Genomic DNA, 17,130 nt, shown 5'->3' on the forward strand with positions numbered 1-17,130 from the left:
CCTAAATTCATCCCGCTCTAGTGTACCTAATGACGCGCAACTACGGTGAGGCGCGCGTCCATATCGAAAAGGCAGTGGAACTCAACCCAAACGACACCGAGGCAAGGGGCATCTATGGCGATTTTCTGACGTACGTCGGAGAGCCCGAAAAGGGGCTGGAGCAATTCGAGATTGCCAAGCGCCATAATCCCTTCGACATGTCCTGGCTACCTTGGGTGAAAGGCACGGCGTATTTCACAGCCCGCCGATATGTCGAAGCCATTAATACGCTCAACCAGATCCATGAGCCGAACCACGAGATCAATTATTGGCTGGCGGCGAGTTACGCCCACGCGGGCCGCTTCGACGAGGCAAGTGCTAAACTGCGAGAGTTCCTGCGCATCGCGAAGCGCGATATGGCGCAATTTCCTGACCGAGACTCACAAGCATGGATGAATTTCTTCGATCGCTCGGTTCCGTATAAGGACCGGCGGTACCTGGATCATCTCTGTGAGGGTCTTCGAAAGGCTGGCCTCCCCATATAACCGCGCAGGGTATGCGTGTCTGCTGAAGCCCGCTATCGATAGTGGCAGCCGGCACACGCCTGACTTTGCCAGAGAGTGCTTGTCGCCTCCGATTTGGTGCAGCTGCATAAGCGCGACCCATCAGATTGTCCCATTGGACCTGGACCCGCGGCACATTTTCGAAAGCGACGGCCGGCACAAGTCCCGTTTATCGACCAAAAGATCGCGCTTTCTGCACCCGGGTTCAAAGTCGTTGTTTCACAACGACCGGGCGTGGCGCTCTTTGCTCGTTCAGGTGGGTAAAACAAACAGCCGCTTTCCACCCTAAGCGGGCTTACGGCCCCCGGCGTCGGATTACTGGCTCAAAGCGAGCGCGACCAGAGCAACTGCAGCGGGCACGGTCTGGATGTAGAGGATTTTCCTGCCGACCGTCGCCGCGCCGTAGAGGCCGGCGATGGCGACGCAGAGCAGGAAAAACACCTTGATCTGGAAACCGGCCTCGCCGAGGTAAAGCCCCCAGATCAGCCCGGCCGCGAGAAAGCCGTTGTAATGCCCCTGGTTGGCGGCAAGCACTTTCGATGCGCTGGCGAATTCCGGCGTCGCTTGACGCCTTGTGGCCGCGCAGCGTGTCCCACAGCACCATTTCCAGATAGACGATGTAGAGGTGGATCAGCGCCACCAACCCGACCAGCACATTGGCGATCATGCTTCGTCTCCCGTTGCGACACGGCGCCGCCTCGCGATATTGATCACGCACGCCAGCGTTCCCGCAAGAGCCATTGCGGCGTGCATCCTGGCCAGCAACCAATGTGCCCTATCGCCGACGGCCCTTCAGGGTTGCCAATATCAGCGCATTGGTATCTTTTCCCGCCGTTCAAATTCAGCGGAAGCCACAATGTCCTTTCAAAAACTCGACGACCTCGGCCACAAGCTCGAAGCACTGGAGCATGCGCTCGCCATTCTCGGCGCCGACGAGGCGACCCACATGGCCGTCGGCGGCGGCGAAAAGCGCGCTGAGGCGATGTCGGCGCTGGCCGGCATGCATCACGCCAGAGCGACCGCGCCGGAGATCGCCGACTGGATCGCAGCGGCCGAACAGGAAACGCTGAACGAAGAACAGCAGGCAGCGGTCAAGGAGTTCCGGCGGCAATACACCAACCTGACCTGCCTGCCGGTCGAATTCGTCGAACGCCAAACCACCGCCCGGATGCGCTCCGAGCAGTTGTGGCGCGACCTGCGCGCGAAAAACGACTGGGCCGGGTTCTTGCCGGCGCTCGAAGGCGTCGTCGCGCTGGTGCGCGAGGAAGCAGCCCTTCGCGCCGACGTGCTCGGCCTTGATCCGTACGACGCGCTGATGGAGCAATATGATCCCGGCAACCGCGCTGCCGACATCACGCCGGTCTTCGCCGAGTTGAAGACCTTTCTCAGGGATTTCGTGCCGGAGGCACTGGCGGTGCAGGAAAGGCGGCTGGCGAAACATCCGCTGAAGCCGCTTTCGGGCAGCTATGCGATCGAAAAGCAGCGCGAGCTTGGCCTCGCCATGATGGCGGCGGTCGGCTTCGATCTCACCCACGGCTCGCTGTCGGTATCGCATCATCCGTTCTGCGGCGGCGTGCCGAGCGACGTGCGCATCACCACCCGCTACAAGACCTCCGACTTCCTGTCGGCGCTAATGGGCGTGCTGCACGAGACCGGGCACGCGCTTTACGAACAGAACCTGCCGCAGGCGTGGGCGCACTGGCCGCTCGGCAAGGCGCGCGGCATGGCTGTGCATGAAAGCCAGAGCCTGTTCGTCGAGAAGCAGATCGGCCGCAACCCCGAATTCTGGCGCTGGGCGCTGCCGGTGGTCGAAAAGCACCTCGGCGAGGCCTGGTCGATCGAAGACATCCTGCCGCATGTACACCGGGTCGAGCGCGGCCTGATCCGCGTCGACGCCGACGAGGTCACCTATCCGCTGCACGTCATCCTGCGCTACGAACTGGAGCAGGAGCTTGTCTCGGGGCGGCTGGAGGCCGCCGACCTGCCGGAGGCCTGGGACGCCAAGATGCGCGACTATCTCGGCCTGTCGACCATCGACAACCCGGCCGACGGGCCGATGCAGGACGTGCACTGGCCGGGCGCCGCCTTCGGCTATTTCCCGTCTTACACACTGGGCGCGATGATGGCGGCGCAGCAATGGGCGGCGCTGACCAGAGACCATCCTTCGGCCGACGACGACCTCGCCAAGGGAAATTTCGCGGCGATCAACGACTGGCGCCGTGAAAGGATCTGGTCGCAAGGCTCGCGCTGGTCGACGCCCGAACTGCTCGAACGCGCCACCGGCGAGAAGCTCAACGCCACGCATTTCACCGAGCATTTGAGGAGGAGGTATGGGGAGGTGCTGAAGGGCGCCTGACATATCCTCAAGCGCATCGAACGCGGCGGCACTTTCGTCACTGCCGACCAGCGCCATTTGCAAAAGACGAAGCCGTTTGGCAGCGTCGTGCTACTACTCCGCGGCGCCCCTGAAAGCGTTCGCCCCGGTTTCGAACTGCAGCTTGGCCAGCCGCGCATAGATGCCGCCCTTGGCGACGAGGCTCTGGTGGGTCCCTTCCTCGACGATGCAGCCGCCATCCATGACCAGGATCCGGTCCGCCTTCAGCACCGTCGCCAGCCGGTGGGCGATGACGATCGTGGTGCGGTCCTGCATCAGCCGTTCCAGCGCCGTCTGCACCAGCGTCTCGCTTTCGGCGTCGAGGGCCGAGGTCGCCTCGTCAAGCAAAAGGATCGGCGCATCGCGCAGGATCGCGCGGGCAATCGCCACGCGCTGGCGCTGGCCGCCGGACAAGGTCACGCCGCGCTCGCCGACCTGGCTGTCATAGCCTTTCTCGAGTCTTAGGATGAACTCGTCGGCAAGCGCATCCCTGGCCGCCGCCTCGATCTCGGCCTGGCTGGCGTCTGGACGGCCGAAGCCGATATTGTCGCGCGCGCTGGCCGCGAAGATGGTGACGTCCTGCGGCACGATGGCGATGCGTTCTCGGATGGCGACGGGGTCGGCCTCGCGCACATTGACGCCGTCGATCATGATCTTGCCGGTCTCGGGGTCGTAGAAGCGCAGAAGCAGCGAAAAGACGGTGCTCTTGCCGGCGCCCGACGGGCCGACGATCGCTACCGTCTCACCGGGCTTGACCTCGAAGCTCAGACAATGGACCGCAGCACGGTCGGGTCCGGCCGGATAGGAGAAGGACACGCCGTCGAAACTGATTGCGCCTCTGGCCGTCGCCGGCAGCGGTTTCGGATGCGCCGGGGCCTGGATCGCGGGCTTCTCGGCCAGGATCTCGGTCAGCCGTTCGGCAGCGCCCGCCGCCTGGGAAAGCTCGCCCCACACTTCCGACAGCGCGCCGAGCGCGCCGGCGGCGAACACCGAATAGAGCAGGAACTGGCCGAGCGTGCCAGGCGAGAGCGTGCCGTCGAGCACGTCGCGCGAGCCGAACCACAGCACCGCCACCACCGAGGAGAAGATCATGAAGATGGCGAAGAAGGTGAGGAAGGAGCGGGCAAAGATCGAGGACCGCGCCGCCGCGAAAGCGGCTTCCACGGCCGATGAAAAATGCCCGGTGACCAGCTTCTCGTTGGTGAAGGCCTGCAGCGTGCGCACCGCGCCGATCTGCTCGCTGGCATAGGCCGTGGCGTCGGCCAGCGTGTCCTGTGCCAGCCGTGATTTGCGCCGCACCGAGCGGCCGAAGGCGACCAGCGGCAGCACGATCACAGGTATGGCGGCGATGACGAGGCCCGACAGTTTCGGGCTGGTGAAGACCATCATCGCCACGGCGCCGAGGCCAAGAATGGCGTTGCGCAGCGCTACCGACGCGGTGGCACCGACCGCTGACTTGACCTGCGTCGTGTCGGCGGCGAGCCGCGAGACGATCTCGCCCGACTGTGCAGTGTCGAAGAATGATGGCGACAGCGTCGTGACATGGCGGAACACGTCGCTGCGGATGTCGGCGACGACGCGCTCGCCGAGCGTGATGACGAAATAATAGCGGCAGGCCGACGCCGCAGCGAGCAAGGCAGCCATCACCACCAGCATGGCGAAATACTCGGCGATGAAACTGGAATCGGAGGCGGAAAAGCCGTGGTCGATCATGCGCCGCACGGCCAGCGGCAGCGCCAGCGTCGTCGCCGCAGCAATTGTCAGCGAGACAACCGCGCCAACGACCATTTTCCGGTAGCGGGTGATGTACGGAAACAGGCGCCGCAGCGGCTTGAGCGAGCGCCTGCGCTCGTCTGCATCGCCGCTGGTGTGCGCCATGACCGTTTCCTCTGGCCGCCTTCTGGGCATGCGCCTCAATATGCGCTTACCGCGGCCTTGTGATTCAATTCCGGCTGATGTATAGGCTCGCCGACCGTTTTCAAAAGCCGTGGCTCCTCAATAGCTGCGGCTTCGAGTTTTAAAAAGGGGCGCATCGACGCAGGCTTTATGCCCGTCAGTGGCGCCAGCGAACCAGGAATAGCACAATGAAGACCGATATCCATCCCGACTACCACGCCATCAAGGTCGTCATGACCGACGGCACCGAATACATGACCCGTTCGACCTGGGGCAAGGAAGGCGATACGATGAACCTCGACATCGACCCGACCACCCATCCGGCCTGGACCGGCGGCCAGCAGACCCTGCTCGACCGCGGCGGCCGTCTTTCGAAGTTCAAGAAGCGTTTCGAAGGCTTTGGCCTCTAAACTGCAGGCCTTCGCATCAGAAAAAACCCGCCCTCGAGGCGGGTTTTTTGTTCATGGAGCCTCTCGTTCCAGGTCTGCGCTGCCCCTCTCCCCATATAGATACGGGGAGAAGGTGCCGGCAGGCGGATGAGGGGCGGCGCTCGCTTCGGCGATTAGCCAACGTTACATGGGCCGGCCTGCTGGTCGAGCAACTCGCGCAGCGCTATCCGCTTATAGGCGGCGACCAGGTCGTCGCCTTCCTTTCGACCGACCGAGATCGCCAGCCGCATGGTGGCTTCGCCCATCTGCCAGATGAGAAGCGCCGTCGTTTCGAGCGTCGCCGGATCGGCGGCGGGCCGCAGCCGCTTCAGCACCGCGGTGAGGAATTCGGCGTTGGCCCGGCTGTCGGCGAGCTCGAGTTCCCGTAGCGCCTTGTCGGCCTGTGTGCCCGACCAGATGTCGCGCATCACCGGCTCGGCCAGGAACAGCCCGTAATAGATATCCACCAGCTCGGAAAATGCCCGCCGCAGCCCTTCGGCGTCGCTAACCTGTGCAAGCGCTGCCGCGATGCAGGCCTGGCTTTCAGCGGTGTAGCGCTCGGCCAGCGCCCAGATGATCGCCCGCTTGTCCGCGAAGAACTGGTAGAGCGAACCGATCGACACGCCGGCCCGTTCCGCAACCTCGCCCATGCGCATGGCGTCGCTGCCTTGCTCGGCGATCAGCGCAGAGGCGGCGGCCAGCATCCGCTCGACCCGCTCACGGCTGCGTTGCTGGCTTGGCGCCCGGCGCGGCGATGCGATCTGGCCATCCTGTGAACCCGCTACGCTCGAGCCTTCCATCATTGTCTCCCGGCGAATGATCAACAAATTGGCTTGACTCACAAAATACGAGGGTTTATCACGTTTTGCAAATGCGAGGATTACTCATGTTTGTGAGCAAAGGAAAATCACCATGATCGACACAGCAACAAAACCGACTTTGATCCTCGGCGGCACCGGCAAGACCGGCCGTCGTCTCGCAGACAGGCTGATGGCGCAGGGCTTGCCGGTACGGATCGGCTCGCGCTCGGGCACGCCACCGTTCGACTGGGAAAACAAAGCCACCTGGGCCTCCGCGCTTGATGGTGTCGGTGCCGTCTACATCAGCTACTATCCCGATCTTGCGGTTCCCGGTGCGGCCGAAGCGGTCGGCAGCTTCGCCAACCTTGCCGTGGCAAGCGGTGTGCACCGGCTGGTGCTGCTGTCGGGACGTGGCGAAATCGAAGCGCAACGTGCCGAAGAGATGCTCAAAGCCTCAGGCGCCGACTGGACGATCCTGCGCTGCGCCTGGTTTTCCCAGAACTTCAGCGAGAGTTTTTTGCTCGAACCGCTGCTCGCCGGTGAGGTGGCTTTGCCGGTCGGCACTGTCGGAGAACCGTTCGTCGATGCCGACGACATTGCCGACGCCGCCGTTACGGTGCTTACTCAGCAAGGTCATATCGGCCAGCTTTACGAGCTGACCGGGCCGCGGCTGCTGAGCTTCGCCGACGCGGTCGCCGAGATCGGCAAGGCTGCCGGCCGCGACATCCGCTTTATCAGGATTTCGCATGCCGAGTTCACCGCAGCTGTAGCCGGGTACGAGTTGCCGGCCGAGTTCGCCTGGCTGCTCAACGAGCTGTTCACCGAGGTGCTCGACGGCCGCAACGAGGCGCTGACCGACGGCGTCGAGCGCGTGCTCGGCCGCGCGCCAAAGGACTTTTCCGCCTATGCAAACGAAACCGCTGGTACGGGCATCTGGAGTGACTGACATGATCATGAAACTGCTTCCCAGCCTCATCTTCATCGCCGCGCTCGGCTCGGGCGTCGTCGCTGGTGTCTTCTTCGCCTTCTCCAGCTTCGTCATGCCGGGCCTCGCCCGCATGCCGGCTGCGGGCGGCATCGCCGCCATGAATTCGATCAACGTCACTGCGGTGACGCCGATGTTCATGACTGCGCTTTTCGGCACCGGGCTGATCTGCCTTGTCCTCGCCGCCGGCGCTGTCATCGGATGGGGCCAACCGGGCTCGTTGTGGCTTCTCGCCGGCGCCCTGATCTATGTCGTCGGCAACCTGTTCGTGACGATGATCTTCAATGTGCCGCTCAACAACACGCTGGCCGCCGTCGATCCGGCAAGCGCCAATGGCGCCGCTGTGTGGACCACCTATCTCAGGGACTGGGTGATGTGGAACCACGTCCGCACCATTACCGCCATCGTCGCGCTGGCCTGCTTCATCAGGGCGTGGCGGTGAATGCAGGGACCCTGCGTCAGGCAGGGTCTTTTGACGTGGTATCTTTTGACTTGTCGCTCTTGCGATCGGCATGACCGAGATCGCGATCCGGATCGATCACGTCGCGAACCAGCTGCTTGAGCCTTGCGGCATCGGGAAAGCCGCCGTCGCGCTTGCGGTCCCAGACCAGCGTCTCGTTGCAGGAAATGGTGAAGATGCCGCCGGTGCCGGGCACCAGCGTGACCTCGCCCAGATCCGCTGCGAAGGTCGACAGCAGCTCCTGCGCCATCCAGCCGGCACGCAGCAGCCAGTGACACTGTGTGCAATAGGTGATGCGGACCTGGGGCAACGGCTTTTCGGTCATGTCAGATTGAGCTCCGCTCATATCTCGGGCTGAGTGTGCTCATGCAGCGCTGAGTTTCGCCATGGTCTCGTCGTCGACCTCGAAATTGGCGTAGACGCTCTGCACGTCGTCATCGTCCTCAAGCGTCGCGACCAGCTTCATCAGCGACTGTGCCCGCTCCTCGTCGACCGCAATGTTGGTCTGCGGCTTCCAGATCGGCTTCACTGACTCTGCCTCGCCGAGCGCGCCTTCCAGCGCCTTCGACACCTCGCCGAGATTCTCGAAGGCGCAATAGATCGTGTGACCTTCCTCGTCCGACTGGACGTCGTCGGCTCCGGCCTCGATCGCCGCATCCATGACCTTTTCGGCGCTGCCGACCGATGCCGGATAGAAGATCTCGCCGACACGGTCCCACATGAACGACACCGAGCCGGTTTCGCCCATTGCGCCGCCGGCCTTGGTGAAGGCGGCGCGCACATTCGACGCCGAGCGGTTGCGGTTGTCGGTCAGCGCCTCGACGATCAGCGCAACGCCGCCTGGCCCGTAGCCTTCGTAGCGCACGGCTTCGTAAGTCTCGGCGTCACCCATCGACGCCTTGTTGATGGCGCGCTGGATGTTGTCTTTCGGCATCGACACCGCCTTGGCGTTCTGCACGGCAAGACGCAGGCGCGGGTTCATCGACGGATCCGGCGTGCCGCTCTTGGCGGCGACGGTTATTTCGCGCGCCAGCTTGGAAAACATTTTCGACCGCACCGCGTCCTGGCGGCCCTTGCGGTGCATGATATTCTTGAACTGTGAATGGCCAGCCATGGCACCCCTGTCGTCTTCTTGGCAGAGCATCCTGCAGCGAGGTAGTCACCTCGCCTTTGCCAAAATGCTCGAATTCAAAATTTCAGAACGTCCCTGCTGCGTCCGGATGGACGTACGGCGCTCTATCTCGGAATGGCCGGCTTATAGATAAATCGGCTCAATTCGTCCAGCCGCGCCGTAAGGGCGGTGCGGCAACGCAACCGCCAGCTGCTTTCCTGCGAACGCTCACCCCTCCAGATCGGATTTCAGCCGGTCGAGAATGTTGATCGCATGCGTGGCGTACTGGCTGATCCAGCGGTCGTGGATCTGCTTGATCGGCAGCGCATTGAGATGGTTCCAGCGTTCGCGCCCCTCGCGCCGCGCCACCACCAGGTCGGCTTCCTCCAGCACTTTCAGATGCAGCATGACGGTGCAGCGGTCCATGTCGGGAAAGGCGTCGCACAGCATGCCGGTGGTCCGCGGCGCGTCCTTCAGCTCGTCGAGCAGTGCACGTCGGCGCGGATGCGCCAGCGCCTTGAAAACATTGTCATCCTGCGCTTTGCTTGACATGTTATATTTTTATAACATAATATCGATCCGATCAAGGAAGGAGCTGTGGATATGTCTCTTGGATTCAGAGTCTCGGGCCGCATCGGCAAACCGGTTGCCGAAGTTTTCGATGCGGTCGTCAATCCGAACAAGCTCAGTGGCTATTTCACCACCATCGGCGGCGCCAGTGCCCCGCTGGTGGCCGGCGCCAAGGTCGTCTGGTGGGGCAAGGTCCCGGTCGAGGTTGACGAGGTGGAGAAAGACAACCGCATCGTGCTGCGCTGGGACGCCACCGACGCCGACGGCAAGCCGGCTTACAAGACGCGCATCGAGATGAATTTCGAGCCGCTGGACGACGGCGGCACCTTCGTCACCATCGCCGAGGCCGGCTGGCACGAGGACGCGCTCGGCCTGAAGAAGTCCTACCTCAATTGCGAGGGCTGGTCGCAGATGCTGGCCTGCATGAAGGCCTATGTCGAATACGGCATTAATTTGCGCGACGGCTACTATCGCAGCGAGATGAAGGGCGAGCCCGCGAGCGAAGACAATATCTGAGAAGACGGAGGAAAGAATGGCTGCGAAAATCACCGGCGGCATCAACATCGCCATGAAAGTGCCGTCCCACCAACACCAGGAGACGATCGCCTTCTACCGCGATGTGGTCGGCCTAAAACCGTTCACGGCCAAGGCGCCGGCCATCGGTTTCGAACTCGGCCCCAATCGCCTATGGATCGACGAGGCGCCGATGCTGAGCCAGGCCGAGATCTGGCTGGAGCTGTTCACCGATGATTTTCCGGCCGCCGCCGATCATCTCGCCAAGGCCGGCGTTGTGCGCTGTGACGCCATCGAGGCGCTCGGCGAAGGTTTTCGTGGCGGCTGGATCACCAATCCGGCCAACATCATTCACCTGGTGCGCGAACCCGACGCCTGGTGACGGAGACCTGTTCGGAAGGAGGACGAAATGGACATCCGTGAGACACCGGCCGCCGAAGCTGGCATGCTGATCCGGCGGCCGGTCGCAGAAGTGTTCGAAGCCATCGTCGATCCGGCGATCACGACGAAATTCTGGTTCACCCACGGCAGCGGCAGGTTGGACAGCGGCAAGGAAGTTCGCTGGGAGTGGCGCATGTATGGCGTTTCGACGCCGGTTACGGTCAGCGAGTTCGTCAGCAACGAAAAGATCGTCATGCAATGGAGCGATCCGCCGACCACCGTGGTCTGGACTTTTACCGAGATGCCCTGCGGCACGACCTTTGTCGAGGTTCGCAATTTCGGCTTTGCCGGCAGCCCCGATGAACAGGTCAAGCAGGCGATCGGCTCGACCGATGGCTTCGCGCTGGTGCTCGCCGGCGCCAAGGCCTGGTTGGAGCAAGGCTTGACGCTTGGCCTGATCGGCGACCGTCATCCGAAGGGCGTGCCGACCGCTTAAGTCGCCGGGTGCCAAAAGCCATTCTGCAGCGATCCTTCCCACCCCCCTCTGTCCTGCCGGACATCTCCCCCGCAAGGGGGGAGATCGGATGTCGCTGAGGCTTTCGCCAATCTCCAACGCTGCAGGACGAGCGGAGCGCTAAAGACGAGCGGAGCGCTAAAGCTGCCAATCTCCCTCCTTGCGGGGGAGATGTCCGGCAGGACAGAGGGGGGTCCTGTCCCTCCGACGTCTCAAAGGTTCTGCATGGCCGCGACAATTGAGGCAGAGCTCAGGCCTTCGCGCCGTCGCTTCGCTCCGCCAACCTCAGTGCCCCGCGCCGGCCTTTGCCTTCCTCCGACGTCGCGCCAGCATGTTGAGGCCCTCGACAAGGGCGGAAAAACCCATGGCGGCGTAGATGTAGCCCTTCGGCACATGGAAGCCCATGCCGTCGGCGATCAGCGTCATGCCGATCATCAGCAGGAAGCTCAGCGCCAGCATGACGATGCTGGGGTTCTTGGCGATGAAATTGGCGAGCGGCCCGGCCGCCAGCATCATCACGCTGACCGCGACGATCACGGCGATGTACATGATGGCGATCTCGTCAGTCATGCCGACCGCGGTGATGATCGAATCGATCGAAAAGACGAGGTCGAGCAGCAGGATCTGGAAGACGGCGCCGGCCATCGAAAGCTGCAGCGTCTCACCGATCATCGTGTCCTGATGGTCTTCGAGATCGACCGTGTGGTGGATCTCCTTGGTCGCTTTCCAGACGAGGAACAGGCCGCCGGCGATCAGGATCAGATCGCGCCAGGAAAAGCCATGGCCGAAAGCGGTGAACACCGGCGCCGTCAACTGGACGATGATCGAGATGGTGGCAAGCAGCACCAGCCGCATGATCAGCGCCGCAGAAATGCCGATTCGCCGGGCGCGGGCCCTTTGTGCCTCCGGCAATTTGTTGGTCAGGATCGAGATGAAGATCAGATTGTCGATGCCGAGCACGACCTCCAGCACGATCAGCGTCAGCAGCGCTACCCATGCCGTTGGATCGGAGACAAACGCGAAATGCGGCGCCAGGAATTCGATGAGCTGCATGGAGGTCGTCCCCTCTTACGATCTAGAGCAGTGTCGCCGGCAGTTAGGTATCGCAGGCGCTCATATCAATGTCACGACCAGAAAGACGGCGCCGTTTCCTCGAGCCGCGGGCCGCGGCGAAACGGCGCAATCCGCTCGGTCAGGCCGCTGCGATCCGAAATGTCGACGCCGACGCCGCACAATGTCGCCGGGCCGGTCGCCGCCTCGAAGCGTCCTTTCGGCACCTTCGACAGAAACCGGTTGAGCGGCTCCTCCTTGTCCATGCCGAGCGAGGAATCATAGTCGCCGCACATGCCGGCGTCTGAGATATAGCCGGTGCCGCCATTGAGGATATGGTGGTCGCCGGTCGGCTGGTGCGTGTGGGTGCCGACGACCAGGCTGGCGCGGCCGTCGACGAAATGCGCAAAGCACATTTTTTCAGAGGTCGCCTCGGCATGGAAATCGATGACCACCGCATCGGCCTGCTCGCCGAGCGGGCAGGCGGCAAGCTCGCGCTCGCCGGCTTGAAATGGATCGTCGAGTTCGGGATGCATGAACACCCGGCCCATGATGTTGGCGACCAGAACGCGCGCGCCATTCCTGGCGATGTAGACGCCCGAGCCCCGCCCCGGCGTGCCCTTGGGGAAATTGGACGGACGCAGGAAGCGTTCCTCACGCGGCGCGAAAGCCAGCGCATCGCGCTGGTCCCAGACATGGTTGCCGGTGGTGACGACATCGGCGCCCACCGCGATCGTCTCGCGAAAGATCTCTTCGGTGATGCCGAAGCCGCCGGCGGCGTTCTCGCCATTGACGATGACGAAGTCGAGTTTGAAATCCGAGATCAGGCCGGGCAGTTGTTCCCACACCGCCGTGCGTCCCGTCTTGCCGACCATATCGCCGAGGAAGAGAAGTCTCATCTAAAAATGATCCCGAACCGAAGGTCAGCGAAGCAAAAAGCTGCATGACTTCCGGAAAAGACCATGCGTCCAGGAACTTATCTACAATTTCGGCGCGAACCGGCGCAACCCGCTCTCAGTGAGTATTTCCGGAATGGTCACGTCATGCGGCTCGTCCGGCACCAGCGCCACCTCCTGGCAGTCGAAAGCAATGCCGATCAGCCGCGGCGGCTGCCCCTTGTCGACCAGCCGCGCGATGGCACGGTCGTAATAGCCGGCGCCATAGCCGATGCGGTGGCCGCGCGCGTCGAAAGCCGCGAGCGGCACCAGCATCACCTGGGGATCGAGCACCTCGGCCTCCTCATGCGGCCCGACGGTGCCGAACCCCATGTCGACCATCGGTGCGCCGCGCACCAGTTCGCGAAAGACGATGGTGGTCTTGTCGAGGATGGCAGGCAGGCAAAGCCTTGCTCCCTTTTCGCGCAAGGCGAACATCAGCGGCCGGACGTCGACTTCCGAGCGCATCGGCCAGAAGCCGGAGACGATCTGGCCCGGCTCTATCGCAAAGCTGTCCCGCGCCGTCTCGGCCATTTCGAGTGCTGCTTCCACCCGCCAGAACGGATCGAGCGCGTCGCGGCGCCCGAGCGCGTCGCGTCGCAAATGTTTTTTCAGGTCTTTCGAGGATGTCATGCGCCGACGATAGAAAAGGTCAGATTTGGATGGAGTTTTAGGAGCGACGTTTTCCACCGCATGATCCACCGAGGCGTGGACCCTTTGCGTCGAGTGACGATCCACACAACCGGTGGAGAGAGCGATCCCGGGAACCTACAAAGTAGGTGGGCGCCGTATGAGAAAACCCACGGGTCTTCCCAGGGACAGCTCCCTAGGGATCATTAAGGCCCCGGGGAAAATGTTCTCCTGCCGGGAAGCGCAGACCGTCACGCCCAATATAGGCCGATGGCCGGCCAAGCGCCAGAGAGACGGCCATGTTCGGCGGCTTTATTCGTCGTAAGGTCCTGCCCGGGAGCTGCGCGGCACATGGCTTCACCGCGCACTCGCCGCTGCGCCTTGCATGGGCTGGGCTGTCTCCTTACGGTTGCCATGAAAACCCAGGAGCAAAAATGCGTTTCGAAGGCACGGCGGCCTATGTCGCCGACAAGGATCTGATGGTGGCGGTCAATGCGGCGATCGCGCTGGAGCGGCCATTGCTGGTCAAGGGCGAGCCCGGCACCGGCAAGACCGAACTGGCCAGGCAAGTGGCGGCCGCGCTCGGCCTCGAGCTGATCGAATGGCATGTCAAGTCGACGACAAGGGCGCAGCAGGGCCTCTACGAGTATGACGCCGTCTCGCGGCTGCGCGACAGCCAGCTCGGCGACGAGCGCTTCAACGACATCAGGAACTATGTCAAGCGCGGCAAGCTGTGGGACGCCTTTGCGACGACCAAGAAAGTCGTGCTGCTGATCGACGAGATCGATAAGGCCGATATCGAATTCCCAAACGATCTGTTGCAGGAACTCGATCGAATGGAGTTCTTCGTCTACGAGACCGGCGAAACGATCCGCGCCGCCGTGCGCCCGATCGTCATCATCACCTCCAACAACGAGAAGGAACTGCCGGACGCCTTCCTGCGCCGCTGCTTCTTCCACTATATCCGTTTTCCCGACGTCGAGACGCTGCACCGGATCGTCGACGTGCACTATCCCGGCATCAAGCAAAACCTGGTGCGCGCCGCACTGACCCAGTTTTACGAGATCCGCGACGTGCCGGGCCTGAAGAAGAAGCCGTCGACCTCCGAGGCACTGGACTGGATCAGACTCTTGGTCGCCGATGACATCGCGCCCGAGGACCTGCGCGCAGACCCGAAAAACGCACTGCCCAAGCTGCACGGGGCGCTGTTGAAGAACGAACAGGACGTGCATCTGTTCGAGCGGCTGGCTTTCATGGCGAGAAGGCAGGGGTGAGGAGCGGTCGGCCAAAGGCCGACGAAAAGCCAACGATTTGGCTTTTCGAGCGACGAACGCCCGAAGGCATAGCGGAGGGCCGCGCATGCGGCGGACAGCGCTTTCCCGTTGCTGGACCGTTGCCGCCGGCCGGGCGCCGGGGCAGCCTGGGCCCGAAGCTTCGGAAGGAAATGAAATGACCGAGATCACCGTCCGCCCACTGGCACAATCCGACCACGCCGACTGGCAGCGTCTGTGGACCGCTTACCTCACCTTCTACGAAACCAAGCTGCCGGAAGAGGTCTACGCCGTCACCTGGAAGCGGCTGTTCACGGCGGGTGAGTTCGGTGAGTTCGAACCAAAAGGGTTCATCGCCACGCTCGACGGCAAGGCGGTCGGCCTGACGCACTATCTCTACCATCGCTCCTGCTGGTCCGAAAAAAACAACTGCTATCTGCAGGACCTGTTCGCCGACCCGGATGTGCGCGGCAAAGGCGTCGGCGCCGCCCTGATCGAGGCGGTCAAGCAGGAAGCCGGCAAGATCGGCGTCAAGAACGTCTACTGGATGACACACGAGACCAACACCACCGCGCGCAAGCTCTACGACCATGTGGCGCGCAGGACCGGCTTCATCGAATATGATCTGCTATAGATGGTGCCATGTTCATCCCCTTCTTCCTCGAACTGAAGGCTGCGCGGGTCCCCGTGTCGCTCCGGGAGTATCTGTCGCTGCTGGAAGGGCTGGAGGCGGGGCTGGTCGACTATGACGTCGAGGGTTTTTACTACCTCGCCCGCTCGGCACTGATGAAGGACGAGCGCCACATCGACCGTTTCGACCAGGTCTTTTCGCACATCTTCAAGGGCGTTGAAACGCTGGCTGGCGAAAACCCGATCGACGTCGAAAACATTCCGGAGGAATGGCTGCGGCGGCTTGCCGAAAAGCACCTGACCGACGAAGAGAAAAAGCTGATCGAGGCCTTGGGCGGTTTCGAAAAGCTGATGGAGACGCTGAAAGAGCGACTGGAGGAGCAGAAGGGCCGCCACCAGGGCGGGTCGAAATGGATCGGTACCGGCGGCACCTCACCCTTCGGCGCCTATGGCTACAATCCCGAAGGCGTTCGCATCGGCCAGCACGAAAGCCGCAACCGCCGTGCGGTGAAAGTCTGGGACAAGCGCGAATTCAGGAATTTCGACGATGCCGTCGAGCTCGGCACCCGCAACATCAAGATCGCGCTGAAGCGCTTGCGCCGCTGGGTGCGCGAAGGCGCCGAGGAGGAGTTCGACCTGCCCGGCACAATCCACGCCACGGCCGAACATGGCTATCTCGACGTGCAGACACGGCCCGAGCGGCGCAACGCCGTGAAACTGCTGATGTTCTTCGATGTCGGCGGCTCGATGGACGACCACATCAGAAGCGTCGAGGAGCTGTTTTCGGCAGCCCGCGCCGAATTCCGCCAGCTCGAATATTTTTACTTCCACAACTGCCTCTATGAGGGTGTGTGGAAGGACAATCGCCGTCGCCATGCGGAGGTGATTCCGACCTTCGATCTCCTCCACAAATACGGTCCGGACTACAAGGTTATCGTCGTCGGCGATGCCTCGATGAGCCCCTATGAAATCGCGCATCCCGGCGGCTCGGTCGAGCACTGGAATCCGGAGGCCGGCGTCGTCTGGCTCGGCCGTCTGCTGCAGCAATGGCCGAACGCGGTATGGCTCAACCCCGAAAGCGAAAAGCACTGGGGCTTTACCCATTCGATCGCCATGATCCGCGACATCTTTGGCGGCCGCATGTTTCCGCTGACGCTCGCCGGGCTCGAGGCCGCGACGAAGCAGCTTTCAAGGAAGCACTGAATGGATTCACGCAAAACAGGACGGCCGACCTGTTTCCTCTGCCTGCAATGTGGCGTCCAGTTCGCGGCGGCAGCGACGCCGCCGCAACATTGCCCGATCTGCGAGGACGAGCGGCAATATGTGCGCTGGGAGGGCCAGGCCTGGATCACGCCGGAACAGCTCGCCGCCAGGCATCGGGTCGTGATGAAGGACGACGCCGGCGTGCTCGCCTTCGGCATCGAGCCGCGCTTCGCCATCGGTCACCGGGCGCTGCTGGCACAGACGCCGCATGGCAATGTGCTGTGGGACTGCATCTCGATGGTCAGCGACGAGGCGGTGGCCGAAATCAACCGGCGAGGCGGCCTCACCGCGATCGCCATTTCGCACTGCCATTATTATTCGGCGATGATCGAGTGGAGCGAAGCGTTTGGCGGCGTGCCGATCTATCTGCATGCCGATGACCGCAAGTGGATCATGCGGCCGCATCCGGCTGTTGTCAGTTGGCAGGGTGAGACGCGCACCCTGAACCCCTCGCTGACACTTATCCGTTGCGGCGGTCACTTTGCCGGTGGCCAGGTGCTGCACTGGAAGCGCGACGGCGGCGACGCCATCCTGGCCGGCGACATCCTGCAGGTGACGCCAACCCGCCGCCATGTCAGCTTCATGTACAGCTACCCGAACTACATCCCGCTCAATGCGCCGAAGGTACTCCGCATCGCGTCGGCACTGGAGCCTTTCGCGTTCGACCATATCTATGGCGCATGGTGGAACCAGAACGTCATCGGCGATGCAAAGACGGCATTTGCAAGGTCTGTTGCGCGCTATCTCGCAGCGATCGCCTGAGGAATTCTTCGCGGC

20 protein-coding genes, 1 other RNA gene and 1 pseudogene are annotated in these 17,130 nt (G+C 62.6%); 12 read left to right on the forward strand and 10 right to left on the reverse strand.

Annotated features, from left to right (window positions below):
• Positions 1-29: 29 nt before the first annotated feature.
• A complete protein-coding gene (locus tag BQ8794_RS21520; RefSeq protein ID WP_077380691.1) occupies positions 30-524 on the forward strand; it encodes a tetratricopeptide repeat protein in 495 nt (164 codons plus the stop codon).
• 333 nt (positions 525-857) lie between these two features.
• Here BQ8794_RS21520 and BQ8794_RS21525 read toward each other — a convergent pair.
• Positions 858-1,209: pseudogene (locus BQ8794_RS21525) on the reverse strand (DUF1304 domain-containing protein).
• 189 nt (positions 1,210-1,398) lie between these two features.
• On the opposite strand from BQ8794_RS21525, the gene BQ8794_RS21530 reads away from it, so the two are divergent.
• Positions 1,399-2,898: a carboxypeptidase M32 gene (locus BQ8794_RS21530; RefSeq protein WP_077380692.1), complete on the forward strand. Its 1,500-nt coding sequence runs from the start codon at positions 1,399-1,401 to the stop codon at positions 2,896-2,898.
• A 93-nt stretch (positions 2,899-2,991) separates the two neighbouring features.
• Here BQ8794_RS21530 and BQ8794_RS21535 read toward each other — a convergent pair whose 3' ends face one another.
• Positions 2,992-4,794: an ABC transporter transmembrane domain-containing protein gene (locus BQ8794_RS21535; RefSeq protein ID WP_077380990.1), complete on the reverse strand. Its 1,803-nt coding sequence runs from the start codon at positions 4,792-4,794 to the stop codon at positions 2,992-2,994.
• A gap of 206 nt (positions 4,795-5,000) precedes the next feature.
• On the opposite strand from BQ8794_RS21535, the gene rpmE reads away from it, so the two are divergent.
• Positions 5,001-5,222, forward strand: a complete 222-nt coding sequence (rpmE, locus tag BQ8794_RS21540) for a 50S ribosomal protein L31 (protein WP_077380693.1) — start codon at positions 5,001-5,003, stop codon at positions 5,220-5,222.
• 152 nt (positions 5,223-5,374) lie between these two features.
• Here rpmE and BQ8794_RS21545 read toward each other — a convergent pair whose 3' ends face one another.
• The gene (locus BQ8794_RS21545; RefSeq protein ID WP_077380991.1) at positions 5,375-6,040 is read right to left on the reverse strand and encodes a TetR/AcrR family transcriptional regulator; all 666 of its coding nucleotides are present in this window, start codon (positions 6,038-6,040) and stop codon (positions 5,375-5,377) included.
• Positions 6,041-6,152: 112 nt separating this feature from the next.
• Here BQ8794_RS21545 and BQ8794_RS21550 point away from each other — a divergent pair, with 112 nt between their 5' ends.
• Together BQ8794_RS21550 and BQ8794_RS21555 are read left to right on the forward strand one after the other, a co-directional pair.
• Positions 6,153-6,986: a Rossmann-fold NAD(P)-binding domain-containing protein gene (locus BQ8794_RS21550; protein ID WP_077380694.1), complete on the forward strand. Its 834-nt coding sequence runs from the start codon at positions 6,153-6,155 to the stop codon at positions 6,984-6,986.
• A 1-nt stretch (position 6,987) separates the two neighbouring features.
• The gene (locus BQ8794_RS21555; protein ID WP_077380695.1) at positions 6,988-7,467 is read left to right on the forward strand and encodes an anthrone oxygenase family protein; all 480 of its coding nucleotides are present in this window, start codon (positions 6,988-6,990) and stop codon (positions 7,465-7,467) included.
• Between the two features lie 16 nt (positions 7,468-7,483).
• On the opposite strand, the gene BQ8794_RS21560 is transcribed toward BQ8794_RS21555, so the two are convergent.
• From BQ8794_RS21560 to BQ8794_RS21570, 3 genes are all read right to left on the reverse strand, one after another.
• Complete coding sequence (locus BQ8794_RS21560; RefSeq protein WP_143744646.1) at positions 7,484-7,810, reverse strand: Rdx family protein; 327 nt, start codon at positions 7,808-7,810, stop codon at positions 7,484-7,486.
• 39 nt (positions 7,811-7,849) lie between these two features.
• Entirely contained in the window at positions 7,850-8,599 is a 750-nt protein-coding gene (locus BQ8794_RS21565; RefSeq protein ID WP_023800014.1) for a YebC/PmpR family DNA-binding transcriptional regulator, read from the reverse strand.
• Positions 8,600-8,824: 225 nt separating this feature from the next.
• A complete protein-coding gene (locus BQ8794_RS21570; RefSeq protein ID WP_077380697.1) occupies positions 8,825-9,148 on the reverse strand; it encodes an ArsR/SmtB family transcription factor in 324 nt (107 codons plus the stop codon).
• Between the two features lie 51 nt (positions 9,149-9,199).
• Between BQ8794_RS21570 and BQ8794_RS21575 the strand changes: the two genes are divergently transcribed.
• From BQ8794_RS21575 to BQ8794_RS21585, 3 genes are read left to right on the forward strand one after another with little or no spacing between them, the layout of a single operon-like run.
• Complete coding sequence (locus tag BQ8794_RS21575) at positions 9,200-9,682, forward strand: SRPBCC domain-containing protein (protein ID WP_077380992.1); 483 nt, start codon at positions 9,200-9,202, stop codon at positions 9,680-9,682.
• A 16-nt stretch (positions 9,683-9,698) separates the two neighbouring features.
• Complete coding sequence (locus BQ8794_RS21580; protein WP_077380698.1) at positions 9,699-10,061, forward strand: hypothetical protein; 363 nt, start codon at positions 9,699-9,701, stop codon at positions 10,059-10,061.
• A 27-nt stretch (positions 10,062-10,088) separates the two neighbouring features.
• Positions 10,089-10,556 carry an SRPBCC family protein gene (locus tag BQ8794_RS21585; RefSeq protein WP_077380699.1) on the forward strand — a complete coding sequence of 156 codons (468 nt, stop codon included), beginning with the start codon at positions 10,089-10,091 and terminating at the stop codon, positions 10,554-10,556.
• Positions 10,557-10,859: 303 nt separating this feature from the next.
• Here the strand turns inward: BQ8794_RS21585 and BQ8794_RS21590 are convergent, their stop codons facing one another.
• From BQ8794_RS21590 to ssrS, 4 genes are all read right to left on the reverse strand, one after another.
• Entirely contained in the window at positions 10,860-11,627 is a 768-nt protein-coding gene (locus BQ8794_RS21590) for a TerC family protein (protein ID WP_077380700.1), read from the reverse strand.
• 71 nt (positions 11,628-11,698) lie between these two features.
• Entirely contained in the window at positions 11,699-12,523 is an 825-nt protein-coding gene (locus BQ8794_RS21595; RefSeq protein WP_077380701.1) for a TIGR00282 family metallophosphoesterase, read from the reverse strand.
• 81 nt (positions 12,524-12,604) lie between these two features.
• Complete coding sequence (locus BQ8794_RS21600; RefSeq protein WP_077380702.1) at positions 12,605-13,192, reverse strand: 5-formyltetrahydrofolate cyclo-ligase; 588 nt, start codon at positions 13,190-13,192, stop codon at positions 12,605-12,607.
• A gap of 94 nt (positions 13,193-13,286) precedes the next feature.
• A non-coding RNA gene (gene ssrS, locus BQ8794_RS21605) (6S RNA) lies at positions 13,287-13,442 on the reverse strand.
• Positions 13,443-13,623: 181 nt separating this feature from the next.
• Here ssrS and BQ8794_RS21610 point away from each other — a divergent pair.
• The 4 genes from BQ8794_RS21610 to BQ8794_RS21625 all read left to right on the forward strand — a co-directional run bounded on the left by BQ8794_RS21610 (position 13,624) and on the right by BQ8794_RS21625 (position 17,115).
• Positions 13,624-14,463, forward strand: coding sequence for an AAA family ATPase (locus BQ8794_RS21610; protein WP_077380703.1), 840 nt, complete (start codon positions 13,624-13,626; stop codon positions 14,461-14,463).
• Between the two features lie 175 nt (positions 14,464-14,638).
• Entirely contained in the window at positions 14,639-15,094 is a 456-nt protein-coding gene (locus BQ8794_RS21615) for a GNAT family N-acetyltransferase (protein WP_077380704.1), read from the forward strand.
• 8 nt (positions 15,095-15,102) lie between these two features.
• A complete protein-coding gene (locus BQ8794_RS21620) occupies positions 15,103-16,293 on the forward strand; it encodes a vWA domain-containing protein (RefSeq protein ID WP_077380705.1) in 1,191 nt (396 codons plus the stop codon).
• On the forward strand, positions 16,294-17,115 hold the full coding sequence (locus BQ8794_RS21625) for an MBL fold metallo-hydrolase (protein WP_077380706.1): 822 nt from the start codon (positions 16,294-16,296) through the stop codon (positions 17,113-17,115).
• Positions 17,116-17,130 lie beyond the last annotated feature (15 nt).

Source organism: Mesorhizobium prunaredense (assembly GCF_900156895.1).
In the GTDB taxonomy this organism is placed as follows: Bacteria; Pseudomonadota; Alphaproteobacteria; order Rhizobiales; family Rhizobiaceae; genus Mesorhizobium; species Mesorhizobium prunaredense.